Source organism: Fulvimarina endophytica (genome assembly GCF_003403015.1).
Taxonomy (GTDB): Bacteria; Pseudomonadota; Alphaproteobacteria; order Rhizobiales; family Rhizobiaceae; genus Fulvimarina; species Fulvimarina endophytica.
In genome coordinates, this window is sequence record NZ_QURL01000009.1 from 96397 (window position 1) to 119169 (window position 22773).

The window sequence follows — 22773 nt, forward strand, 5'->3', positions numbered from 1 at the left end:
GTCAGTCCTCGCGGGGCGTGCCGTCCACGTCCTCGACGAGCTCGGCGCCGCGCTCCTGCTTCTTCAGCTCTTCGAGATCCGGCATCGACATGATGTTGTAGCCCGAATCCACGTAGTGGATCTCTCCGGTCACGCCATTGGAGAGATTGGAGGTGAGATAGACGGCGGCGCCGCCGACCTGGGCGATGGTGGTGTTGCGGCGAAGGGGCGAATTGCGGCGCTGGTAGTTGAACATCAGCCGCGCATCGGAGACGCCGGCACCGGCGAGGGTGCGGACGGGACCGGCGGAGATCGCGTTGACGCGGATGTCGCGCGGGCCGTAATCGGCCGCCAGATAGCGCACGGAGGCCTCGAGCGCGGCTTTCGCGACGCCCATGACGTTGTAGTTCGGCATCACGCGGGTCGAGCCGCCATAGGTCATGGTGATCATCGAGCCGCCATTGTTCATGAGATCGGCGGCGCGGCGGGCGATCTCGGTGAACGAGAAGCAGGAGACGACCATGGTGCGCGTGAAGTTCTCGCGCGAGGTGTCGGCGTAAAGGCCCTTCAGCTCGTTGCGGTCCGAGAAGGCGATGGCGTGGATGATGAAGTCGATGCCGCCCCATTCGCTCTTCAGATCGGAGAAGACCTGGTCGACCGTGGCGATATCCTCGACGTCGCAGGGCAGGATGAGCTTCGAGCCGATCTGGTCGGCGAGCGGCTTGACCCGGCGGCCGAAGGCGTCGCCCTGATAGGTGAGGGCGATCTCCGCGCCCTCGTCGGCAAGCGCCTTGGCCGCGCCCCATGCGATCGAGTTGTGGTTGGCGACGCCCATGACCAGGCCGCGCTTACCCTTCATCAAATCTGCCATCAATCATCCCTCATGACCGGACTCGCGGTGGAGGCGAGGCGATCTCATTGCCTTGTCGAAAACGCCGGACCACTGAGCGAGCCGGGTACGGATCATGCTGCCGGCCGGAGCGCCGCGCATCCGACCGGACATGCAAGGGACGCTCCAACGTCTTGTTTCTACGCATCGTGCCGATCGAAGATCGTCTCCGATCGTCGGGCAGGTGCGCTAGTCGTCGACCCGCTGGAACACGAGGCATGCATTGGTGCCGCCGAACCCGAACGAGTTCGACATCACGCGGTCGAGCCTCACATCGTCCTGCCGCTCGAAGGCGATCGGGAAGCCCTCGAATTCAGGATCGAGTTCGCTGATATGCGCGCTTTTGGCGATGAAGTTCTCGCGCATCATGATGAGCGAATAGATCGCCTCGTGAACGCCGGTCGCGCCCTGGCTGTGGCCGGTGAGCGCCTTGGTCGCGGAGATTGCCGGGATCGTGTCGCCGAACACCTCGCGGATCGCTGCGACCTCCGACCGGTCGCCGACGGGCGTCGCGGTCGCATGCGGGTTGATGTAGTCGATCGGACCCTTGACGCCTTCGAGCGCCATCTTCATGCAGCGCACCGCGCCTTCGCCCGAGGGGGCGACCATGTCGGCACCGTCGGAGGTCAGGCCATAGCCGACGATCTCGCCGAGGATATTGGCGCCGCGCGCCTTCGCGCGTTCGTACTCCTCGAGGACGAGAACGCCCGCGCCGCCCGCGATCACGAAGCCGTCGCGCGCCTTGTCATAGGGGCGGGAGGCATGGGCCGGGTCGTCGTTGAAGTCGGAGGAGAGGGCGCCCATGGCGTCGAAGAGGTTGGAGAGGGACCAGTGCAGGTCCTCGCAGCCGCCCGCGAACATCGTGTCCTGCTTGCCGTAGGCGATCATCTCGTAGGCATTGCCGATGCAGTGGCTCGATGTCGAGCAGGCCGAGGAGATGGAGTAGTTGACACCCTTGATCTTGAACCAGGTGGCGAGCGTCGCGGAGGCGGTGGAGGACATCGCCTTGGGCACCGCCGTCGGTCCGATGCGCTTGGGACCCTTTTCGCGCGTCACGTCGGCGGCCGTCATGATGGTCTCGGTGGACGGGCCGCCCGAACCCATGATGATGCCGGTGCGCTCGTTGGAGACGTCCGAAGCCTCGAGGCCCGCATCCTCGATCGCCTGGTTCATGGCGACGTGGTTCCAGGCGGTGCCGCCGCCGTGGAAGCGCAGGGCGCGCCGGTCGAGGACGTCCGAGGGGTTGAGCTTCGGCTTGCCGTGCACGTGGCTGCGGAAGCCGAGTTCGGCATAGTCCTCGGCGAAGCTGATGCCGGAGCGCGATTCGCGCAGCGAGCGCGTGACCTCCTCCACATTGTCGCCGATCGACGACACGATGCCCATTCCGGTGACGACGACGCGTCTCATGATGTCCTGCCTTTCCTCGTCGAGGATCTCAGAGTCTTCGGTCGAGCGAGACCGGCGATCAGGCCGTTGCCGCGCGGGTCTCGTCGTCGCTGAAGAGACCGACGCGCATGTCGCTCGACCGGTAGATGATCTCGCCGTCCGCCTTCATCCAGCCATTGGCGATGCCGAGCTTGAGCTTGGAGCGCATGACGCGGCGGAAATCGACGCCGTATTCCAGGAGCTTGACCGTGGGCGTCACCTGTCCGGTGAACTTCACTTCGCCGACGCCGAGCGCGCGGCCGCGGCCGGGCTCGCCGAGCCAGCCGAGGAAAAAGCCGGTGAGCTGCCACAGGGCGTCGAGGCCGAGGCAGCCCGGCATCACCGGATCGCCCTTGAAGTGGCACTGGAAGAACCAGAGATCGGGATTGACGTCGAGCTCGGCCTGGATCGTGCCCTTGCCGAACTCCCCGCCATCCTCGCTCACATGGGTGATGCGGTCGAACATCAGCATCGGCGGCAGAGGCAGCTGCGCATTGCCCGAGCCGAACAGTTCGCCCCGTCCGCAGGCCAGCAGCTCGTCGTAGTCGAAGGAAGTCTTGCGCGTCGTCATCTGATGTCGTTTCCGCCTTCTTCGCCGCACTGGAGTGCGAACACATTCGTTTCCGGTCGCATTACCATGGGATGCGCGTTGTGGGAAACAATGCGGACAGGTAGTTTTTCGCCCTGTCGGGCGGCGCGCCGTAGGGCTGAAACCAGGATGAAAAGGGGCATCGTCATGCGGTCTGCGAGGGGGCTTTCGGAGAAGAGGCGAGGATTGCGGCCGGCCGGTTATCCGGTCCTTTGTCTCGCGATGCTTCTCGTTTCCCCGCCCGCCGCGGCCCAGTCCTGGCGCGCCAGCGGGACCACGGCCGGCTACTATGTCGACGGGGTTGCGAACGGGATGTTCCTGCGCTGCGCCGGCTCGAGCCTCACGGTCAATTTCACGGGCTTTCCGGCGCGCTTCGCGGACGGCGCCGCCTACCGGGTCGGCGTCTCCGTCGACGGGCTCGCCCGCATTCTCGACACGCGCGCCCACCGGGTGCGCGGCCGCACCGTCCTCGTCCATGCCGGCGCCCTCGGCGAGCTGCGAGGCCTGATCGAGGATCTGCGCAAGGGCAAGGCCGCCGAGATCTCGACGCCGGCCGGGCGCTACACCCTGCCTCTGACGGGATCGGGCTCGGCCCTCGGCGCCCTGATCGCGGCCTGCACGCCCCAGTAAGCGCGATTTAAACCGCGCGCGCAGGAAGGATTTGAGATCGCGCGCCCTTTATATTATGTCATGGGCTTGAGCCCGGCCGTCGCCCGACGGACGGTGCGGTGTGATTTGAGCGAATGGGGCACGGACGACCATGCACACGACCCAGACACGTGGTCAGGCTTTCTGCGTATTCTCACGCCTGCGGTCCGTCGGACTGCGACCGACCCGGCAACGCGTGGCACTCTGCAATCTGATGTTCGGGCGCGGCGACCGGCATCTGTCGGCCGAGGACCTGCATGCCGAGGCGCAGCAGGCGGGCGAGTCCGTTTCCCTCGCCACCGTCTACAACACGCTCCACCAGTTCACCGATGCAGGTCTCGTCCGCCCGCTCTCGGCCGAAGGCCAGCGCACCTATTTCGATACGAACATCTCCGACCACCACCATTTCTTCATCGAGGAAGACGGCGAGATGGTCGACATCCCGGCCGGATCGCTCGATCTCGGCCAGCTGCCGGAGCCGCCGGCGGGGATGGAAATCGTCAATGTGGACGTGGTCGTCCGCCTGAGGCGCAAGGCCGAGGCCTGAGCCAGGCTCGGCGCTGCCGTTAGAAACGGGCGGCGGACCGTTTTCGCGGAAGACGCGATCTCATGATCAGAACCCCGGTTCGCCGATCCCCGAAGGGTCGGCGAACCGGGGTTTTTTATTGGAGCATCGGGGCGAAAGGCGGCTGCGGTGTTCGGACCGTCCGATGCGTCGGCGGATAAGCGGCGCCTATTCGGCGAGCGCGCCGAGGGCGGTCTGGAGATCGTCGAGACCGGCGCGCTTTTCCGAGGATGTCGCGATGATGCCGGGAAAGGCCGCGGGACGCTTGCGCACGGCCTCTTCCGTCGCCGCGATCAGCTTGGGAACCGCGGTCGGCTTGATCTTGTCGATCTTCGTCAGGACGATCTGGTAGGACATCGCCGACTTGTCGAGGAGCTTCAGCACCTCCTCGTCATTGGCCTTGAGGCCGTGGCGCGAATCGATGAGAACGAAGACGCGCTTGAGGGTGGCTCGACCGCGCAGATAGTCGAAGACGAGATCGGTCCAGGCGTCCACCTTCTCCTTCGGTGCCTTGGCATAGCCGTAGCCCGGCATGTCCACAAGCGCCAGCGGCGGCAGTTCGGTGGTCTCGCCGCCGAACCCGTCCGGCACGAAGAAGTTGAGCTCCTGGGTGCGCCCCGGCGTGTTCGAGGTGCGCGCAAGCCCCTTCTGGCCGAGAAGCGCGTTGATCAGCGACGACTTTCCGACATTGGAGCGGCCCGCGAAGGCGACCTCGGGCGGACCTTCCATGGGCAGGAATTCCATGGCCGGCACGCCGCGCACGAAGACCCAGGGCTGGCCGAAGAGTTTCGGGCCGCGATTGCGGCCGGAATCGGCTGGCGGTTTGGCTTGATCGCTCATGGAGCCTCCGAGGCTTTGGCGAGGGCTCCAAGATCGGCCCCGCGTATGGCGTCGAGATAGCGCGTTATCTTGTCCGCCGGCCAGTCCCACCAGGCGATCTTGCGCAGCGCGGCGATGGTTTCGTCGTCGAAGCGCTGCCGGATGAGCCGTGCGGGGTTGCCGCCGACGATCCCATAGGCGGGCACATCCGCCGTCACCACCGAATGGGCGGCGATCACGGCGCCGTCGCCGATCGTGACACCCGGCATCACGACGGCCTTCTCGCCGATCCAGACGTCGTTGCCGATGACGGTATCGCCCTTGAGGCCGGCGGCGATGGTCGCGAAGTCGAAACCTTTCTCCCAGCCCTTGCCGAAGATGTTGAAGGGATAGGTGGAAAAACCGGTCATCGCATGGTTCGCGCCGTTCATCACGAAGCTGGCGCCCGAGCCGATCGCGCAGAAGCGGCCGATGATCAGCCGGTCGCCGAGAAAATCGTAGAGATGGCCGACACAGGCCTCGACGAAATGCTGCGGGCCCGCCGGGTCGTCGTAATAGGTGTAGTCGCCGATCTCGATCTGCGGGTGATCGACGATCGGCTTCAGGAAGCCGACGCGCGGATGGTCGGGAAGGGGATGGCGGGACGCAGGATCAGGTCCGTGCATGGGGAGGCCTCGCGATGGGTCGGATGATTGGGCTGACGGCTCGGATCGCGCGCGGGCCCGGCTGCTTCGGCCGGTTCCCGATGATGGCGATCGGTTGGGCGTCAGTGGTTCATCGGACGTCGCAGCTCCTCTTTCGGGCCCCCGAATGACATGGCGGGCGGGCGCGGTCCACCCCCTTCGTGTGAGAACCCCGTGAAACAGGTGTCCGCGCGGATCGTTCGAACGGAGCTCAGGCCGGGTCGGGGATCGTCAGTGCGCCCTCGGCATCGAGGCTCCAGAACGGATTGTGGGCAAGTTCCCAGACATGGCCGTCGGGGTCCGCCCAATAGCCGGAATAGCCGCCCCAGAAGACCGCTTCCGGCCGCTTCAGGATGGTCGCGCCGGCCGCGATCGCGGCCTCGAAGGCCGCATCCACCTCGGCGGTGCCCGGAAAATTCTGGGCGAGCGTGACGGCGCCCGTGCCGAGTGACGCACCCGGCCGGCCCTGATCGGCCGCAAGTTCCGAGCGATCGAAGAGCGCGAGCGCCATGCCGTTCATCCGGTAGAACGAGACGTCCGCGTTCTCGCCGGGGACGGGCTGCCAGCCGAGCCGGGCATAGAAGGCGCGGCTCGCCGCGATGTCGGCGACACCGAGGGTGACGAGGGTGATGCGCTGGGGTGTCATCGGCCACTCCGATCCCTGAATTTGTCGTCCGAAACGAAAGAACCGCCCCGGGGGTCCGGGACGGTTCGAAGAGGGTCTCGCGAAGCTAGCCTTGCGATGGTTTTTCCTTGCGTTTGAACATGCCTCGCAAGTTGTCGAAGAGTTCGATCTTCGCGCCGTTGCGCTTCATGATCACGCTCTGCTGGATGATCGACAGGGTGTTGTTCCAGGTCCAGTAGATCACGAGGCCCGCCGGGAAGGCGGCCAGCATGAAGGTGAAGACCACGGGCATCCAGGTGAAGATCATCGCCTGGGTCGGATCCGGCGGGGTCGGGTTGAGGCGCATCTGGACGAACATCGTGATGCCCATCAGGATCGGCCAGACGCCGATCATCAGGATATGCGGCAGTTCGATCGGGATGAGGCCGAACAGGTTGAAGATCGAGGTCGGATCGGGCGCGGCCAGATCCTGGATCCAGCCGAAGAAGGGCGCGTGCCGCATCTCGATCGTGACGTAGAGCACCTTGTAGAGGGCGAAGAAGACGGGGATCTGGATCAGGATCGGCCAGCAGCCGGCGGCCGGATTGATCTTCTCCTCCCGGTAGAGCTTCATCATCTCCTGCTGCTGCTTCTGCCGGTCGTCCTTGAAGCGCTCGCGCAGCTCCATGACCTTCGGCTGGATCGTCTTCATGCGCGCCATCGACTTGTAGGACTTGTTGGCGAGCGGGAAGAAGAGAAGCTTGAGGAAGACGGTGACGATGAGGATCGCGACGCCGAAATTGCCGACCAGCTTGTAGATGTAGTCGAGCGCCGTGAACATCGGCTTGGTGATGAAATAGAACCAGCCCCAGTCGATCAGCTGCCCGAACTGGCGGATGTTCAGCTCTTCCTCATAGGCGTTGATCTTGTCGACTTCCTTGGCGCCGGCAAAGGTGCGGTTGAGGATGTTCGCCGAGGCGCCCGGCGCGACCGAGATCGGATCGGAGACGAATTCGGTCTGGTAGTGCGGCCGCTCGCCGGTGCGGTAGAGGAATTGGGACTGGAAGTCCTGGCCGTCCTGGGGAACGAGCGCCGTCGCCCAGTATTTGTCGGTGATGCCGAGCCATCCGCCGCCCGAGGACTTGGGCTGGGTGAGCCGGCCGTCGTCCTCGATCGTCGAATAGGAGACCTCGTCGAGACCCTCCTCGCCGAACACGCCGAGAAGGCCTTCGAAGAGAACATAGGCGGCGGCATGCTCGGGCTTGGAATAGCGCGCGATGCGGCCATAGGGCGAGACCTCGATCGCCGCATCGCCCGTGTTCTCGACCGTGTCCTCGTAGGTGAACATGAAGTTCGGATCGACCGAGATCTGGCGGCGGACCGTCAGGCCGTTCTCGGTCGTCGCGGTCAGTGTCACCGGGGTATCGGGCGTCAGGGTCGCGCCCGCTTCGGCCTGCCACTGCGTATTGGCGCCGACGAGCTGGCCGCTTCCGGGCTGGATCAGGCCGTATTCGGCGAAATAGCCGTCCGGCAGCTGTTCGGGGGAGAGGAGGACGATGGTCGGCGAGGTGTCGTCGACGGTCTCGTGATAATGCTTGAGGCGCAGATCGTCGAGGCGGGCGCCCTGGAGATTGATGGAGCCTGTGAGCTCGGGCGTGTCGATCGGCACGCGGTTTCCGGCGGCCAGCACCTCGGCGCGGGTCGCACCGGCCGGAAGATTGGGGCTGCCGACGACGCTTTCGCGGCCCGAAGGCGCGGTCAGGCTCTCCTGGCTGGTGCCGGCGGGCGTCTGCGGCGTCTGGAGCGAGCCCTCGGTCTGGGCCGTCTCGGTGCGCACCTGCTGCTCGTCCATGCGCGGACTGATGACGAGATACTGCCACCCGACCAGGATGAGGATCGACAACGCCATGGCGATCAGGAAGTTGCGGTTCATTTCCATCGGGTCAAACCTCTAGACGCCATTGCGCCTCTCACGACGTTGATGGGCATTGGGGGACTGACCCGGATCGAACCGGTCGAACCGTCTGGACAATTCGTCCGTCAGGGTCCCGAACGCCACTTCGAGGACGTCGCGACGCGCGACGATGACATAGTCCACGCCCGGCTTCATGGCCTCGCCGGCCGTCACGCGGATCGCCTCGCGCAGTCTGCGCCGGATCCGGTTTCTGACGACGGCATTGCCAACCTTCTTCGTGACGGTCAACCCGAAACGGGGCGGCGCGTCGTCATCGCGAAGATGGGTTTCGACAAAGAAATAAGGGCCGTTCAGGCGACGGCCCTTGCGTGCGGCGAGGAATTCCGAGCGCTTCGTCAGCCGGCCGGTGCGTTTCGTGCCGCCGGGCATGGCTCCCCTCCGATTGCGATCGACGATGGGGCGCCGGTATGGGGCGGGCCGGGCTCGGCGCTCTTTCGGCTCAGGCCGAAAGACGCTTGCGACCCTTCGAGCGGCGGGACGCGATGACCCGGCGGCCACCGACGGTCGCCATGCGCGAACGGAAGCCGTGGCGGCGCTTGCGGACGAGTTTGGAGGGCTGGTAGGTACGCTTCATGGCTGTTTCCCGCACTTGTGAAACATGCGGGCCTTTCGTGTCGAACAAGGACTAAGAACGGCTGCGGATCGGGCGTTCTCTACGCGCAAGGACACCTCGCGCGTGACGTCGTCCGCTCGTGGCGGCGGTTATAGGAGCGGATGGGCCGAAAAGTCAACGAAGCGGTGCGGGTTTCGTCGGCCGGGGGCCGGTTCGGCTCCATCGTCACGGGTTGCGCCGGTCCGCCGCGAACGGGACTTGAGGAAGGGTCGGGAGCCATGACCAGGCAGGACGCGAAGGGGCCGGACGAGGCCGCCATCCAAGACGGTGGCGGGCAGAACGGGGGCGAGAGGAAAGGCGGCGAGCGCGCTTGGTGGCGCCGGCTCTGGCCCGTCGCCCTCATCCTCGCGCTTCTTTCCCTCGGATACGCCTTCGGGCTCCAGGACTATCTTTCGCTCGAGGTCTTCCTCGACAGCCGGGCGGCGCTGAAGGCCTGGGTGAGCGACAATCTCGCCCTCGCACTGGCCAGCTACGTCCTCGCCTATGCCGCGCTCGTCGCCGTCGCCTTTCCGGCCGCCTCCATCATCACGATCGCGGCAGGCTTCATGTTCGGCTGGTTCGTCGGCGGCATCGCGACGGTCTTCGGCGCGACTTTGGGCGCGGCCGCGATCTTCCTTGCGGCCCGCCACGCCTTCGGCGACCTTCTGCGGCGCAAGGGCGGCAAGGCGATCCGCCGGTTCGCGGACGGCTTTCGCGACGACGCCTTCTCCTATCTCTTCGTCCTGCGACTGACGCCGGTCCTGCCCTTCTTCGCGGTCAATATCGCGCCGGCCTTCGTCGACATCCCGCTGCGGACCTATGTGATCGCGACCTTCTTCGGCATCATGCCGGGCTCCTTCGTCTATACCTTCCTCGGCAGCGGCATCGATCAGGCCGTCGCCAATGTGGATCATGCGGGACCCGTCACCCTCGGCGATCTCGTCACGCCCGAGATGACGGTCGCCCTGTTCGGGCTCGCGGGCCTCGCGATCCTCGGCCTCATCCTCAAGAAGACCTTCCTCAAGGGCCGCAATCCCGAGCGCAGCGGCGCCGGCAACGCTTAAGGAGATCGCGATGAGCGCCAAGACCTCCAAACCCGATATCTGCGTCATCGGCGCGGGCTCCGGCGGCCTCACGGTCGCGGCCGCCGCGGCCGCCTTCGGCGTCCCCGTCACCCTCATCGAGCGCGACCGCATGGGCGGCGACTGCCTGAACTATGGCTGCGTGCCCTCCAAGGCGCTGATCGCGGCTGCAAAGACCGCCGAGACGATGCGCAAGGCGGGCCGCTTCGGCATCGGCGAGAGCGAGCCGAGGATCGATTTTGCGGCCGTCAACGATCACGTGAAGGGCGTCATCGGGGCGATCGCGCCCAATGATTCCGTCGAGCGCTTCGAGGGCCTCGGCGTCGAGGTGATCAAGGGCGATGCCCGCTTCGTGGACGAGAAGACCGTCGAGGTGAACGGACGGCGCATCGAGGCGCGCCGCTTCGTGATCGCCACCGGCTCGCGCCCCTTCGTGCCGCCCATCGACGGGCTGAAGGAGACGCCCTTCCTCACCAACGAGACGCTGTTCGACCTGCGCGATTGTCCCGATCATCTGATCGTCATCGGCGGCGGGCCGATCGGCATGGAGATGGCGCAGGCCCATCGAAGGCTCGGCGCGAAGGTTACCGTTCTCGAAGGCGGAACGCCCCTCGGCAAGGACGATCCGGAGCTTGCCGCCGTCGTCCTGAAACGTCTTGCCACTGAGGGCGTGAGGATCGAGGCCGGGGCGAAGGTCGTCCGGGTGTCCGGCACCCAAGGCGCGATCACGGTGACGGCCGAGCGCGGCACGGAGCGTTTCGAGGTGACCGGCTCCCATTGCCTCGTCGCCGTCGGGCGCCAGCCGAATGTCGACGATCTCGGGCTCGATGCGGCGGGGGTCGCCTTCGATCGCTCGGGGATCACGGTCGGGCGCGACCTTCGCACCTCCAACAAGCGGGTCTATGCGATCGGCGATGTCGCCGGCGGGCCGCAATTTACCCATGTGGCCGGCTATCACGGCGGCCTCGTGCTGCGGCCGCTCCTCTTCCGCCTGCCGGCGAGGGCGAAGCACGAGGAGATCCCGCACGTCACCTATACCGATCCCGAACTCGGCCAGGTGGGGCCGACCGAAAGCGAGGCCCGCGAGAAGGGGCTCGACGTCTCCACCGTGTCCTGGCCCTATGCCGAGAACGACCGGGCCCAGGCGGAACGCGAGACGGAGGGGCTCGTGAAGTTCGTGGTGGGCAAGCGGGGCAAGATCCTCGGCGCGGGCGTTGCCGGCGCGAAGGCGGGCGAGATCACCAATCTCCTGACCCTTGCCGTCGCCAGGGGCATGAAGTTCTCCGACCTCCAGGGCTTCGTCTCGCCCTATCCGACCCTCTCGGAGATCGCCAAGCGCGCGGCGACCTCCTATTATTCGCCCTATACGCGAAAGCCCCTCGTTCGCGGCGTCGTCGCTTTCCTCAGGCGTTTGGGCTAGAGCAGGATGAGGAAGAGTGGGCACCGGTTTTCCGCTCGCATCCTGCGCAATGGATGGTCCGGAGCGCGGCGTTCGACAAGATCGAATGCCGTGGCGCTTCAGGAGCCGTCCGGCGCCGGGTGAGCGTCGCAAGGCCGGGTCGCGGGACAGGATGTGGTCGAAGTAGGACGCATGGCGGAAGCCGATTTGAACGATCCCCGGACGGGCGCGGGGAGGGACGGCGAGCGCGCGGCGAACCGGCCGGCCGGCTCCGTGTTCCGTTCCCTGTCGATGAAGCTCCTCGGGCTGACGATCCTGGCGGTGATGCTGGCCGAGATCCTCATCTTCGTGCCCGTCCTTGCCGGCTTCCGCGACGGCTATCTGCGCGACAAGCTCGACCATGCGGCGGTTGCGGCCCTTGCGACCTCGGGGCCCGGCCAGCCGGGCGCGAGCGGCGCCGGCACGATGCCGCGTGGGCAGCAGCGCGCCCTTCTCGACGCGCTCGGCCTCCGGCTCGTCGCGATCTCGGATGGGGATACGAACCGCCTCATCGCCCGCCATGCGGGGATCGAGACGGTCGATCGATCCGTGTTTCTCGACCAGGAGACGACCTTCGACAGCATCCGCGAGGCGCTCGACGAATTCCTGTTCGGCGGCGAGCGGACCCTGAGGGTCATCGGCAGGGCCGATAACGGCGATTTCCTGACCGAGGTCGTTCTGACCGACGGCGATCTCCGGCGTGCGATGTTCGCCTATGCCAAGCGCATCTTCTTCCTGTCCTCGATCATCGCGATTCTCACCGGACTTCTTCTGTGGGCGGCGATCAACCGGATGATGATCGCGCCGATCCGGCGCATGACCGAGGCCATGGTTCGCTTCGGCGACAAGCCCTCCGATCCCTCGCGCATCATCCGGCCGGCCGGGCGCAGCGACGAACTGGGCATTGCCGAGGCCGAACTCGCCTCCATGCAGGCCAAGCTCGCCGAAGTTCTGAAGGAGCAGCGCCGGCTCGCCAATCTCGGGCTCGCCGTCTCCAAGATCAATCACGACATGCGCAACATCCTCGCCTCTTCGCAGATGATCTCCGACAGCCTCTCGACCCTGCCCGACCCCAAGGTGCAGCGCATGACGCCGATGCTGATCAAGAGCCTCGACCGGGCGCTGCACTACACCCAGACGGTGCTGGCCTATGGACGGGCGGTGGAGCGCACGCCCGAGCGCCGCCAGATCGATCTGCGCGCGACCGTCGCCGATGTCTGCGATCTCCTCGCGCTCGGCGCCGAGGAGACCGCCGTCGAATTCGTCAACGCGGTGCCGGAGAATTTCGAGGTCGTGGCCGATCCCGAACAGCTCCATCGCCTCCTCACCAATCTGTGCCGCAATGCCGTGCAGGCGCTGATGTCGGACGATATGGCGGGGATCGGCGTCGTTCGCCGGCTCACCGTCTCGGCGAACCATCAAAGCCGCGAGCGCACTCTCATCGCCGTCGAGGACACCGGCCCGGGTCTTCCCCAGAAGGCGAGGGACAATCTCTTCCAGGCCTTCCGCGGATCGGCCCGTTCGGGCGGAACGGGCCTCGGCCTTGCGATCGCCATGGAGATCGTCGAGGCCCATGGCGGCGATCTGCGCCTCGCCGAGACCGGTACCACCGGCACGCGCTTCGAGATCGAGCTTCCGCGCCAGTAGCCGGCGGCGGCTCGCAAGCGCCCGCTTGTGCCGTCGCCCGAACGGCCTCTGAAAAACTCTCTCAGCCGGGTGAGAAAACGGCCTTGCATTCACGCGGCGGACGGTCTAGGTACCCCGCATCGAAGCCGATGGCGCTTCGATCGGCACGCGCCCGTAGCTCAGCTGGATAGAGCACCAGACTACGAATCTGGGGGTCAGAGGTTCGAATCCTTTCGGGCGCGCCATTTTTCCATCATTCTCAGAATGCCACGGCGCAGCCTCTGCGTTTGATTCCTCAGCCGGTTTCCGCAAAGACGTTCGCCCTTCATCCGGACTGGCGCGACGTGAATGGTTGAGCCCGATCCTGCGGGGCTCCTAATCGACTCCTTTGATAGGCGGATGACGCTCGCCGCCCACTCGGCCGATCCGCCCACTCGGCCGATCGTTCGGGGGGGCTGGGACGGCGCGCATGGGCGCCTCTGGTTACGCGCGCCTGGCCGCGTCTGGCTTCGGCGCTCGAACGGGTGCGCCTGCGCTATCCCTCGTGCTCCGCGATCACCGAGAGGAAGGCCGGCCCGTAGCGGTCGAGCTTGGCTTCGCCGACGCCGGGAACGTCCGCCATCTGGGTGCGGGAGCGGGGACGGGCGGCGGCGAGTTCGATCAGCGTCCTGTCGTGGAAGATGACGTAAGGCGGCACGTTCTGGAGACGGGCGATCTCCGTGCGCTTCTGGCGAAGCGCCTGGAAGAGGTCGCGGTCGCTCTCCGGCAGGCTCGTCTCGGCGGTTCGGGCCGTGCCCTTGCTCCGTTTGGCGCGCGGGGCTTTGGGCACGCGCAGCATGAGATCGGGCTTGTCGCGCAGGAATTCCCGGCCGGCGGGCGCGATCGACAGGCCGCCATGGCCGGAGACGTCCACGTCGACGAGGCGCAGGGCGATCATCTGGCGCAGGATCGCCCGCCACAGCCTTGCATCGTGCTCCGTGCCGATGCCGAAGGTGGACACCTCGTCATGGCCGAACTGCCGCATCCGGTCGTTGGTCTTTCCGAGAAGCACGTCCACGATATAGGCCTGCCCGAAGCGCTCGCCGGTGCGGTAGATGCAGGACAGGGCCTTCTGGGCGGCGATCGTGCCGTCGAAGAGGTCCGGCGGCTCGATGCAGGTATCGCAATTGCCGCAGGGCTCGCACGCATTGCCGAAATAGGACAGGAGAACCTGCCGCCGGCAGCCGGGCGTCTCGGCCAGCCCCAGGAGCGCGTCGAGCTTGTGGCGTTCGGTGCGCTTGCGCTCGGGCGGCGAATCGCCCTCCTCGATGAAGCGCACCCTGAGCGCGATGTCCTCGTGCCCGTAGAGCATCAGGGTTTCGGAGGGCAGGCCGTCGCGCCCGGCCCGGCCGGTCTCCTGATAGAAGGCCTCCATGCTGCCGGGCAGATCGAGATGGGCGACGAAGCGCACATCCGGCTTGTCGATGCCCATGCCGAAGGCGATGGTGGCGACCATGACCACGGCCTCGCCGTGCTGGAAGCGGATCTGGTTCGCCTCCCGCTCGGCCTTGTCCATGCCGGCATGATAGGCGAGCGCGTCATGGCCCTCGCTTCTCAGCCAGGCCGCCGTCTCCTCCACCTTGCGCTTGGACAGGCAGTAGACGATCCCGCTCGATCCGTCGTGACGGCGCAGGAACGCCTTCAGCTGGGCGCGGGGATTGTCCTTCTCCTCGATCGCATAGCGGATGTTCGGCCGGTCGAAGCCGGCGACGAAGGCGTCGCGCTCGTCGATCGCAAGATGAGCGAGGATCTCGGCCCGCGTCGGCTCGTCGGCCGTCGCCGTCAGCGCCATGCGCGGAATGGTCGGGAAGCGTTCGGAAAGGGCGTCGAGCTGCCGGTAGGAGGGGCGGAAATCATGCCCCCACTGGGACAGGCAATGGGCCTCGTCGATGGCGATCAGCGACAGGCGCGTGCCGGAGAGGCGGTCCATCACCTCGCCGCGAAGCAGCGTTTCGGGCGCCACGTAGAGAAGGTCGATCTCGCCCGCATCCACCGCCGACCAGAGCGCGCGGCGCTCCTCCGGGGGCAGATCGGAATTGAGGGCGGCGGCCCGGACGCCCGCCTGGCGCAGCGCCGCCACCTGATCGGCCATCAGCGCGAGCAGCGGCGAGACCACGAGGCCCATTCCGGGGCGCAGCAGTGCCGGGATCTGGTAGCAGAGCGATTTGCCGCCGCCGGTCGGCATCAGCACGAAGGCGTTGTTGCCGGCGACCGCATGCCCGACGATCTCGGCCTGAAGGCCGCGAAAGGCCTCATAGCCATAGACGGATTTCAGGATGTCGAGGGCATCGCCCGCGATGGCGGCGGGGACGGGGGCGGGCATCGCAGACGGCATCGAAGCTTTCGGCTCGTGATTGTCGGACGGGCCCATGTCCGGCGCGTCCCGCGAAGGGCTCGCACGCCGATCGGGCTGCCGGCGGAGGTTCGAAAGCGATGCTTTCCTCTGTTCGCCGGTATCACGCCCCCGGGAGCACCGTGCACCGGGCCCAGCCTTGAAAAAAGAACGGCCCGGCCACCTGGGCGGCCGGGCGTCGATGGGGCCGGATCCGAAATCCGGCCGGGCACGTTACTTCGCGCTGTCGATCCAGGAGGCGAGCTTCGACTTCGACTGGGCACCCATCAGGGTGTCCACATGCTCGCCGTTCTTGAACATCATCAGGGTGGGGATCGAACGGATGCCGAACTGGACGGCCAGTTCCTGGTTCTCGTCGATATTCACCTTGGCGATCTCGACGCCCTGGTTCTCCTCGGAGATCTCCTCGAGGCTCGGGGCGATCATCTTGCAGGGGCCGCACCACTCGGCCCAGAAATCGACGACGACGGGCTTCGACGCGCCGAGGACTTCGGTCTGGAACGTGTCCTTGGTGACGGTCTTCGTGGCCATGAGCGGCTCCAATTCTAGTAGGTTTCGGCAGAAGAGGTAGACGCGGGGGCGGTGGGATTCAAGCGGAGGCCATGCCCCGTTCGCCGCCCTGTGGAGAATGGTTTGCCAAACCCGCCATCGCCGCATCCATCACCTCGGGCTCCAGCTCGATCAGATGGGGACCTTCGGTAAAGAGAAGCGCCGCGCGCACGCGTTTGTCCGGATAGATCGGGGCGACGAGCGCCCGGTAGATGGCGAGCTGACGGATATAGGCCCTCGGCACCTGTCCCAGCTCTTCGGGCGGCGGCCGGTTGGTCTTGTAGTCGACGATCAGCACCTCGTCCGTCGTCACGGCCAGCCGGTCGATCGTCCCGTTCACCGCATAGTGCGCCGCCCCGATCCGCACGGTGCCGGCGACCGACACCTCGGCCCGGCTCGCTTCGGTGAAGATCGCCGCGAAGCGCGGATCGTCCATCACGGCCGCAACGCTCGAAAGAAGCGCCGCGCGGTGGGCGGGGCTCGCCTCGGGCAGGGAGCGCGCGGCATAGGCGGCGGCGATCGCCGCGCGCTCGTCCGGTGCGACGGTGGGCAGGTGCTGGAGCAGGCGATGGACGAGAAGGCCGCGCCGGATGGCAAAGCCCGGGCTTGCCGATGCACCGAGGACGGGGGATTCGACCATCTCCTCGCCGCCGTCTTCGCCCTCTTCGTCCTCCGGCCCTTCGTCCGCCTCCGCGTCGAAGGCCGCTCCCGCCGAGGACGGGGAGAGGGGACGGGGCGGCAGGTCCTCGGGGGCAAGCTCGGTAAGGTCGAGCCTGCGCGAGGCGGCGCGCGCGGAACCGCCTTCCTCCTTGGCGAGTGCATCCGAGCGGCGCGAGCCGATGCGCCAGCAGGCGATTTCGCCGTCCTCGCCGGGGATCTCCTGCGCCTTCGCCTTCAGCGCCGTTTCGACCCGCTCGCGCCAGGCATCCTCGCTTGGCCCCTTCGGGCCGGCCATGCCGCAGATCACCAGGCGCTCGGCGGCCCGCGTCATGCCCACATAGAGAAGCCGCCGATATTCTTCCTCGGCCTGCCTCTTCTCCCTCTCGCGCAGGTCCGCGACGGCCCGCGTCTCGAGCGCTTTCGAGACGTTCCACAGATAGCCCGGCGCCTCGCCCGCAACGAGGCCGGGCATCCCCTCCCAGCGCACGAGGCGGGCCCCGTGGGAGACGTGATAGGGCGCCGAGCCCGGATCGACGAGAAAGACGACGGGCGCTTCGAGCCCCTTGGAGGCGTGGGTGGTCATGATCCGCACCTCGCCGCGTCCCCCCTCCATCTCGCGCTTGATCTGCGGCGGGGCCGCTTCGAGATCGGCGAGAAAGGCATCGAGGCCCGAGACGCCGGACGCCTCCTCAGAGAGAGCCAGATCGAGAAAGGCGTCGACCACGTCGGCCGTGTCGCGGCCGAGCCTCGCCATCAGCTTCGCGCGTCCGCCCTCCGGTCCCAGAATGCGGGCATAGAAGGCGAAGACCGACTGGAAGCCGGTGCGGCCGCGAAGCTCGTCGAGGCGCGTGATGGCGGCCTTCGCCTTGGTGAGGAGCCGCCGGGAGGCCTCTCCGTCCGCGAACCAGTCCGGAATGCGCGCGGCACCTTCCTCGCCGCCGAGCTTGCGCAGGCCCGCCGACAGATGCTCGTAGCGGGTGCGCGAGAGGGCGAGCGCCATCAGCTCGTCGTCGGTGAAGTCGAAGAGCGGGCTTTTCAGGAGGGCGGCGAGGGAGAGGTCGTCCTCGAAATTCGCCGCGACCTTTCCGAGCGCGATGAGATCCTGGACCGCGATATGATCGGTGAGGGTGATCCGGTCGGCGCCGGCGACCGGAATGTTCCGGTCGCGCAGGGCGGCGGCCATCGCGGGGACGAAGCTCGTGCGCTTGCGCACCAGAACGATGACGTCGCCGGCATGGAGCGGGCGAAGCCGGCCCTTGTGGCTCACGGGATCGCCGATCCAGGCCTCGATCGTCTCGGCGATGCGCCGGGCGAGGCGGTAGGCGGGCGAGGATTTCGGCTCCTCGTCCATCGGCGCCAGCCAGTCCTCGGGCTCTGTCACGCTTTCGGCCCGAATGGTCGGCCAGATCTCGACCAGCCCCTCGCCATCCTGGCGCGCCGAGGTATGCACCGGCTTCTCGCCATCGGTCGAAAGCCCCTCGCGGTTCTGCGGGTCCTCGAAGACGTCGTCCACCGCCTGCAGCACCGCCCCGAGCGTGCGGAAGGACTGGTTCAGTGCGACGCGCTGGAAGTCGAGCCCGGCCTCGGCGGCGCGCGCTTCCACGGCGCGCCGTTCCAGATCGAACATGTGCGGGGAGGCGCCCTGGAAGGAATAGATCGACTGCTTCTCGTCGCCGACCGCGAAGACCGTGCGCGTGCGGTTGTGGCTGGAGCGGCCGACGAAGAACTCGTCGACGAGCTGGCGGATCACCTGCCATTGGCGCGGGCTGGTATCCTGCGCCTCGTCGACGAGGATGTGGTCGATGCCCTGGTCCAGCTTGTAGTGCACCCAGGCCGCCGCTTCCGAGCGGGTGAGGAGATCGGCGGCACGGGCGATGAGGTCGGTGAAGTCGAGCCGGCCCCGACGGCGTTTCAGAAGGGCGTAGTCGCGCTCCAGCGCATCGGCGATCGTCAGCGCCGCGCGGCTCGCCCGGAAGAGCTTCAGGGAGGCGAGGCGGTCGCCGGCCTCGTCCAGATGGTCCTGGGCGAGGGCGAGGCGCTCCTCGAAATCGGGAAGCTTGCCGGTCACCGCCTTGGTTGCCGTGGAGGAGGGCTTGCGGCGGCCGCCGGTCTTGGTGGCGACCATCTCGCGCAGGATGTCGAGCGCCTTCAGGGGATCGGTCTCGATCTCGAAGGCGGCAAGGCGCCCTGCGAGCGCCGTGTCGGTCGACTTGTCGCTCGCCGAGGCGAGTTCGAGAAGGGTCCGGCGATAATTCGCATCGAAACCGGGAACGGGTCCGAGGCCCGCCGCGATGCTCGCCTCGTCGTCCTGCGGATCGACGCCGAGGGCGCGGGCGAGGAAGTCGAGCGCGCCACCCAGGCCGCCGCGCCCGTCGACATGGCGGCGGATGTCGTCGCGCTTCTGGACGATCTCACCGAGAAGGGTGTCGAAGCCGAATTCACCGCCGAGCGAGAGCGCTTCGGCGAAGGCCTCGCGCAGGTCGCCCGCCGCCTCCCGGCCGCCGGCCAGCGCCGCCGCGCCGGTGACGAGGCGGCGCCTGACCTCCGCGAGCATCAGGCTGCTTTCGGCATCGTCCAGCACCTCGAAATGGCCCGCGACGTTCGCCTCCAGCGGGAACTGGTGGAGGAGGGCCTCGCAGAAGGCGTGGATCGTCTGGATCTTGAGGCCGCCCGGCGTCTCCAGCGCGCGGGCGAAGAGCTGGCGGGCCTCGGCGGTGCGGCGCGCATCGGGCGCGCGTCCCTCGAGATCCGAGGTTTCCCCGGCGAGTTCGGCTTCCGGCATGACCGCCCAGGCCGCGAGCCGGTGGAAGACGCGGTTCGCCATCTCGGCGGCCGCGGCCTTCGTGAAGGTGAGGCAGAGGATCTTCGAGGGATCGAAGCCGGCAAGGAGCAGGCGGACCACGCGCTCGGTGAGGACGTGGGTCTTGCCCGCTCCGGCATTGGCCGAGACGAAGACCGAAAGGTTCGGATCGGCCGCGATCGCCTGCTGGCGGGCGGTATGGTCGCTGACGGCAAGCTGGCTCATTCCTCGGATGCTCCCTCGCTCTCGCCCCCTGCCACGGCCCATTCGCGGGACCGTGCCAGATGATCGTAGGGGCCGGTGAAATCACCGGCGAAGGCCGGGCGGAAGCGCGATTTGAAGGGCGTTTCCGGCGTCAGATAATGCACCGCCAGAGCCTCGAAGCGCTGGACCGCGCGCTCCGACAGATCGTTCGGATCGAGCGCGTCGGCGCTCTTCGTCGCCTCCATCGCAAGACTTTCGGCAACGACCTCGCGTTCGCGAAGGCGCACATAGACGAGATCGCCGATCCGATGCCCGGCTCCGCCGATGTCGAAGCCGCCGCGCAGCGCCATCCCGCCTTCCAGCGGCAGCTGCGGCGCGAGAAGCGTCCGCGCCTGCTTGACCGAGGGTCGCGTGCCGGTCTTGAAGTCGATGATCTCCACCGATCCGTCGGTCATCACGTCCACCCGGTCGGCCTTGCCGACGAGTTCGACGTCCGAAAGATCGAAACGGGTTCCGCCGCCGATCTCCACATGGCGGCGCGCCACGCGCGCGTTGCGCCCGCGCTCCCAGGCGAGATAGCCTTCCGCGATCGCCTCCATGCGCGGCCACCAGAAGGCCTCGATCTCCACCGGCAGCCTTGCGGCATCGAAATGGGTGCGGGCGATATCGAGAAGGGCGGCGAACGCGGTCCCGGCCATCGGGTCCTCGCCGGAGGTCGCGAAGTCGGCGAGGATCGCGTGGTAGAGCGAGCCGCGCTCGGCGGCATTCGGCGAGCGCATCAGCGGATCGAGCGGTTCGATCTGCATGATGCGCCTCGCATGGATGGCATAAGGGTCGCGGATCAGCGTCTCGACCTCGGTGACGGAATAGCGCGCCGGCCGAAGCTCGACGGGCGGGCGCGGCTCGGGGCGGGGGGCACGGGCGACGGGGTCGCTCGCCTCGAGGCGCCGGGCGGCGTCGAGATAGACGCGGCCGCTCTCGCCAAGGCTTGCCGCGCGCTTCGGACCGCCGAGCGCGGCGATGCGCTGGACCCAGCGCGCGGCGATCGTCGGCGCGCCGTCGGCCCTTGCGGCACGCGAGAGGATGACCCGGCGCGCGCCCATCGCCATCCAGAAATCGTGCGCGGCAAGGCCGATCCGGCGCTCGGGCGGATCGAGGGCGATTTCGCTGCGCATCATGCGCGACAGGAAGGCGCCGCTCCGTGCTCCCGAGGGCCAGCCTCCCTCGTTAAGGCCGCCGAGGATCACCGTGTCGACGCTCTGGAGGCGCGCCTCCAGCGTGCCCCAGACGAAGGCTCTCGCGGAGAGACCGCCCTTCGGGCGCACGGTGACGCCGGCCATCAGCGCGTCGGTGACGTCTTCCAGCTCGCGCGGCGGGAAGGCGAAGCCGGTTTTGGGCGCGGCGACGAGGGAGGCGAGGAAGTCGGCCATCGCCCGTCCGGGCTCCTCGGCATAGAGTTCGCGCGCATGGCCCTTCTCGTCGCGGCAGAGATCTTCCAGAACAGAGGTCGTGACGCGGGCATAGTCGGCAAGTTCCAGGTCCTCGCTCTCGCGCAGGGCGATGAGCGGCGCGATCGCCTCCACGAAGGATCGGGCATAGCGGCCGGCAAGGGCGCGATCCTCCTTCGAAACGAGACGGGCGGGGCGAGAAAGGCCGCGCCGGATCTCGCTGCCGCCGTCCTCGGCGGGCTCGCTCGCGCCAAGCCGGGCGTCCACGATCTCGGACAGATTGGCGGCATCGGCGAGGTCGACCGTTCCGCGAAGGGCGATGAGTTCGATCGCGCGCGCCGCGCGCCTCGCCTCGGCGGGCGGCATTCCGAGGCACGCGAGGGGATGCTTCAGAAGCGCCAGCAGCGGGATCGGGTCGCCGGGCGCGAAGACAACGGAAAGGAGCGTGAGGGCGAGGGAGCCCGGCGCGGTCGCCTTGAGGGGCCTGCCGGCCGAATCGTTGGCGCGGATGCCGAAGCGTTCCAGTTCGATGACGACGCGCCGGGCGAGATTGCGGTCGGGCGTGACGAGCGCCGTCGTCGCCCCCGCCTGCGAAAGCGCGTCGCGCATGGCGCAGGCGATGGCGAGCGCCTCCTCGCGCGGATCGCTCGCCTCGATCATCTCGATCCCGGCCACCGCGTCCTCGCCGTGCTCCCCGGCGCTCCGGCTCCAGTGATCGGTCGTCTCGGCCGGCCGCAGGGCATCGGACAGGAAGGCTTCGCGCGCGGCGAGCCGCTCGGAGCCCGCGCCGAGGCACGTCACGTCCGCGCGCGAGGCGCCGAGGCCGTCGAGGATCCTGCGCAGCCCGTATTGGGGATGGCCGGGCGCTGCGATCGAGTGGCTGCGGTCGAGGGCCGAGAAGGCCCTGTCGTCGAGATGCATGTCGAGGCCGGGAAGAACCAGCGCGCCCCGTTCGAGGCCCGCGATCGCGGCCATCAGTTCGATCGTATGCGGGGCGGTCGCGGTGGATCCGGCGAGGATCACCGGGCCCTCGGGGGGATGGGCGCGAAGGCGCGCGGCCTCGGCCGCCAGCCACGCGTTCTTCGCATGGGCCTCGCTCGACCGGCCGTCGGCGGCAAGTTCGGCGGGCCAGTATTCGGTGACGATCTTCAGGAAGGTCAGCGTCAGCCGCCACCATTCGGCGAGATCGCCCGGCGCGAGATCCGCCAGCTGGCCGAAGGGCACGCCCTCGGTCTCGATCTCGTCGAGAAGGCTTCCGAGGTCGGAGGCGAGATAGAGCGCGTCGGCGGCCGAGGCCGGCAGGACCGCGTCCTCGTCGCCGAGAAGCGCCCTCAGTTCGGCCTCGCGGGTCGCCGTGCGCCAGGTACGCACCAGCCGGGCGAGGTGGAGGCGGCGTTCGAGCTCGCCCATCACCGGCTCGAAGCTCGTCGCATGATCGACGGACTGGAGAAGCTCGGCCTCCTCGCCCTCGCCGATCGGGCGGATCTGCGGCAGGATCGCCGAGCCGCCGCCGAGCGCCTCCTGGAAAGCGAAGGCGAGGGAGCGCGCCGCGCGCCGCGTGGGCACGTAGATGAGGGTTCCGGCGAGAGCGAGCGGATCGCGACCGGCGCCGAGACCCGGACCCATCCGGCCCGACAGGAGCGCGTCCGCAAGGGTCGGCAGGAAGGGCAGCCGGAGGGGAATCGAAAAGAGATTGAGGCGCATGGGCGGACGGTAGGGCCTGCCCGCCCGTTTGGAAAGCGTGCGCCTGCCGGTTCCGCCCCGCCGAGATCAACGCGATTTGCCGACTGTTCGCGCTCGCAGCGC

The 22773-nt window shown here is 67.6% G+C and carries 18 protein-coding genes and 1 tRNA gene; 6 read left to right on the forward strand and 13 right to left on the reverse strand.

The annotated features are described in order from the left end of the window. Position 1 precedes the first annotated feature (1 nt). From fabI to fabA, 3 genes are all read right to left on the reverse strand, one after another. Positions 2–850, reverse strand: a complete 849-nt coding sequence (fabI, locus tag DYI37_RS17850; protein ID WP_116684635.1) for an enoyl-ACP reductase FabI — start codon at positions 848–850, stop codon at positions 2–4. A gap of 207 nt (positions 851–1057) precedes the next feature. Then, positions 1058–2275 (reverse strand): beta-ketoacyl-ACP synthase I, encoded by a 1218-nt coding sequence (fabB, locus tag DYI37_RS17855; protein ID WP_116684636.1) that lies wholly within the window; start codon positions 2273–2275, stop codon positions 1058–1060. Positions 2276–2333: 58 nt separating this feature from the next. After that, a complete protein-coding gene (gene fabA, locus DYI37_RS17860; RefSeq protein ID WP_116684637.1) occupies positions 2334–2864 on the reverse strand; it encodes a 3-hydroxyacyl-[acyl-carrier-protein] dehydratase FabA in 531 nt (176 codons plus the stop codon). Positions 2865–3104: 240 nt separating this feature from the next. Here fabA and DYI37_RS17865 point away from each other — a divergent pair, with 240 nt between their 5' ends. Both DYI37_RS17865 and irrA read left to right on the forward strand, forming a co-directional pair. Then, positions 3105–3512, forward strand: a complete 408-nt coding sequence (locus DYI37_RS17865) for a hypothetical protein (protein WP_147307942.1) — start codon at positions 3105–3107, stop codon at positions 3510–3512. Positions 3513–3642: 130 nt separating this feature from the next. Continuing rightward, positions 3643–4077, forward strand: a complete 435-nt coding sequence (gene irrA, locus DYI37_RS17870; protein WP_116684639.1) for an iron response transcriptional regulator IrrA — start codon at positions 3643–3645, stop codon at positions 4075–4077. Positions 4078–4263: 186 nt separating this feature from the next. Here irrA and yihA read toward each other — a convergent pair whose 3' ends face one another. From yihA to rpmH, 6 genes are all read right to left on the reverse strand, one after another. Then, entirely contained in the window at positions 4264–4935 is a 672-nt protein-coding gene (gene yihA, locus DYI37_RS17875; RefSeq protein ID WP_116684640.1) for a ribosome biogenesis GTP-binding protein YihA/YsxC, read from the reverse strand. Continuing rightward, positions 4932–5579 carry a CatB-related O-acetyltransferase gene (locus DYI37_RS17880; RefSeq protein WP_116684641.1) on the reverse strand — a complete coding sequence of 216 codons (648 nt, stop codon included), beginning with the start codon at positions 5577–5579 and terminating at the stop codon, positions 4932–4934. Before DYI37_RS17880 ends, yihA begins: the two co-directional genes overlap by 4 nt. Before the next feature lie 229 nt (positions 5580–5808). Further along, complete coding sequence (locus DYI37_RS17885) at positions 5809–6243, reverse strand: VOC family protein (protein WP_116684642.1); 435 nt, start codon at positions 6241–6243, stop codon at positions 5809–5811. An 85-nt stretch (positions 6244–6328) separates the two neighbouring features. Continuing rightward, entirely contained in the window at positions 6329–8140 is a 1812-nt protein-coding gene (gene yidC, locus DYI37_RS17890) for a membrane protein insertase YidC (RefSeq protein WP_116684643.1), read from the reverse strand. Positions 8141–8152: 12 nt separating this feature from the next. Beyond that, the gene (gene rnpA, locus DYI37_RS17895; RefSeq protein ID WP_116684644.1) at positions 8153–8545 is read right to left on the reverse strand and encodes a ribonuclease P protein component; all 393 of its coding nucleotides are present in this window, start codon (positions 8543–8545) and stop codon (positions 8153–8155) included. A gap of 70 nt (positions 8546–8615) precedes the next feature. Then, positions 8616–8750 (reverse strand): 50S ribosomal protein L34, encoded by a 135-nt coding sequence (rpmH, locus tag DYI37_RS17900; RefSeq protein ID WP_116684645.1) that lies wholly within the window; start codon positions 8748–8750, stop codon positions 8616–8618. Positions 8751–9007: 257 nt separating this feature from the next. Here rpmH and DYI37_RS17905 point away from each other — a divergent pair, with 257 nt between their 5' ends. The 4 genes from DYI37_RS17905 to DYI37_RS17920 all read left to right on the forward strand — a co-directional run bounded on the left by DYI37_RS17905 (position 9008) and on the right by DYI37_RS17920 (position 13159). Continuing rightward, positions 9008–9832 (forward strand): TVP38/TMEM64 family protein, encoded by an 825-nt coding sequence (locus tag DYI37_RS17905; RefSeq protein ID WP_116684646.1) that lies wholly within the window; start codon positions 9008–9010, stop codon positions 9830–9832. 10 nt (positions 9833–9842) lie between these two features. After that, positions 9843–11270 (forward strand): dihydrolipoyl dehydrogenase family protein, encoded by a 1428-nt coding sequence (locus DYI37_RS17910; RefSeq protein ID WP_116684647.1) that lies wholly within the window; start codon positions 9843–9845, stop codon positions 11268–11270. Between the two features lie 186 nt (positions 11271–11456). Next, positions 11457–12935, forward strand: coding sequence for a sensor histidine kinase (locus tag DYI37_RS17915; protein WP_158555212.1), 1479 nt, complete (start codon positions 11457–11459; stop codon positions 12933–12935). Between the two features lie 147 nt (positions 12936–13082). Beyond that, positions 13083–13159, forward strand: a tRNA-Arg gene (locus DYI37_RS17920). Positions 13160–13449: 290 nt separating this feature from the next. Here DYI37_RS17920 and recQ read toward each other — a convergent pair. The 4 genes from recQ to addB all read right to left on the reverse strand — a co-directional run bounded on the left by recQ (position 13450) and on the right by addB (position 22671). Further along, complete coding sequence (gene recQ, locus DYI37_RS17925) at positions 13450–15288, reverse strand: DNA helicase RecQ (protein WP_425365061.1); 1839 nt, start codon at positions 15286–15288, stop codon at positions 13450–13452. Positions 15289–15519: 231 nt separating this feature from the next. Next, positions 15520–15837, reverse strand: coding sequence for a thioredoxin (trxA, locus tag DYI37_RS17930; RefSeq protein ID WP_116684687.1), 318 nt, complete (start codon positions 15835–15837; stop codon positions 15520–15522). A gap of 58 nt (positions 15838–15895) precedes the next feature. Beyond that, positions 15896–19540 (reverse strand): double-strand break repair helicase AddA, encoded by a 3645-nt coding sequence (addA, locus tag DYI37_RS17935; RefSeq protein ID WP_116684649.1) that lies wholly within the window; start codon positions 19538–19540, stop codon positions 15896–15898. Next, on the reverse strand, positions 19537–22671 hold the full coding sequence (addB, locus tag DYI37_RS17940; RefSeq protein WP_116684650.1) for a double-strand break repair protein AddB: 3135 nt from the start codon (positions 22669–22671) through the stop codon (positions 19537–19539). Before addB ends, addA begins: the two co-directional genes overlap by 4 nt. Between the last annotated feature and the right edge of the window lie 102 nt (positions 22672–22773).

Excerpts from the sequence above, each read along its gene's own strand:
- addA (WP_116684649.1), bottom strand. The coding sequence starts at position 19,540 with ATGAGCCAGCTTGCCGTCAGCGACCATACCGCCCGCCAGCAGGCGATC.
- DYI37_RS17880 (WP_116684641.1), bottom strand. The coding sequence starts at position 5,579 with ATGCACGGACCTGATCCTGCGTCCCGCCATCCCCTTCCCGACCATCCG.
- DYI37_RS17910 (WP_116684647.1), top strand. The coding sequence starts at position 9,843 with ATGAGCGCCAAGACCTCCAAACCCGATATCTGCGTCATCGGCGCGGGC.
- DYI37_RS17905 (WP_116684646.1), top strand. The coding sequence starts at position 9,008 with ATGACCAGGCAGGACGCGAAGGGGCCGGACGAGGCCGCCATCCAAGAC.
- trxA (WP_116684687.1), bottom strand. The coding sequence starts at position 15,837 with ATGGCCACGAAGACCGTCACCAAGGACACGTTCCAGACCGAAGTCCTC.
- fabI (WP_116684635.1), bottom strand. The coding sequence starts at position 850 with ATGGCAGATTTGATGAAGGGTAAGCGCGGCCTGGTCATGGGCGTCGCC.
- yidC (WP_116684643.1), bottom strand. The coding sequence starts at position 8,140 with ATGGAAATGAACCGCAACTTCCTGATCGCCATGGCGTTGTCGATCCTC.
- rpmH (WP_116684645.1), bottom strand. The coding sequence starts at position 8,750 with ATGAAGCGTACCTACCAGCCCTCCAAACTCGTCCGCAAGCGCCGCCAC.
- fabB (WP_116684636.1), bottom strand. The coding sequence starts at position 2,275 with ATGAGACGCGTCGTCGTCACCGGAATGGGCATCGTGTCGTCGATCGGC.
- DYI37_RS17885 (WP_116684642.1), bottom strand. The coding sequence starts at position 6,243 with ATGACACCCCAGCGCATCACCCTCGTCACCCTCGGTGTCGCCGACATC.
- fabA (WP_116684637.1), bottom strand. The coding sequence starts at position 2,864 with ATGACGACGCGCAAGACTTCCTTCGACTACGACGAGCTGCTGGCCTGC.
- recQ (WP_425365061.1), bottom strand. The coding sequence starts at position 15,288 with ATGCCGTCTGCGATGCCCGCCCCCGTCCCCGCCGCCATCGCGGGCGAT.
- irrA (WP_116684639.1), top strand. The coding sequence starts at position 3,643 with ATGCACACGACCCAGACACGTGGTCAGGCTTTCTGCGTATTCTCACGC.
- addB (WP_116684650.1), bottom strand. The coding sequence starts at position 22,671 with ATGCGCCTCAATCTCTTTTCGATTCCCCTCCGGCTGCCCTTCCTGCCG.
- rnpA (WP_116684644.1), bottom strand. The coding sequence starts at position 8,545 with ATGCCCGGCGGCACGAAACGCACCGGCCGGCTGACGAAGCGCTCGGAA.
- DYI37_RS17865 (WP_147307942.1), top strand. The coding sequence starts at position 3,105 with ATGCTTCTCGTTTCCCCGCCCGCCGCGGCCCAGTCCTGGCGCGCCAGC.
- yihA (WP_116684640.1), bottom strand. The coding sequence starts at position 4,935 with ATGAGCGATCAAGCCAAACCGCCAGCCGATTCCGGCCGCAATCGCGGC.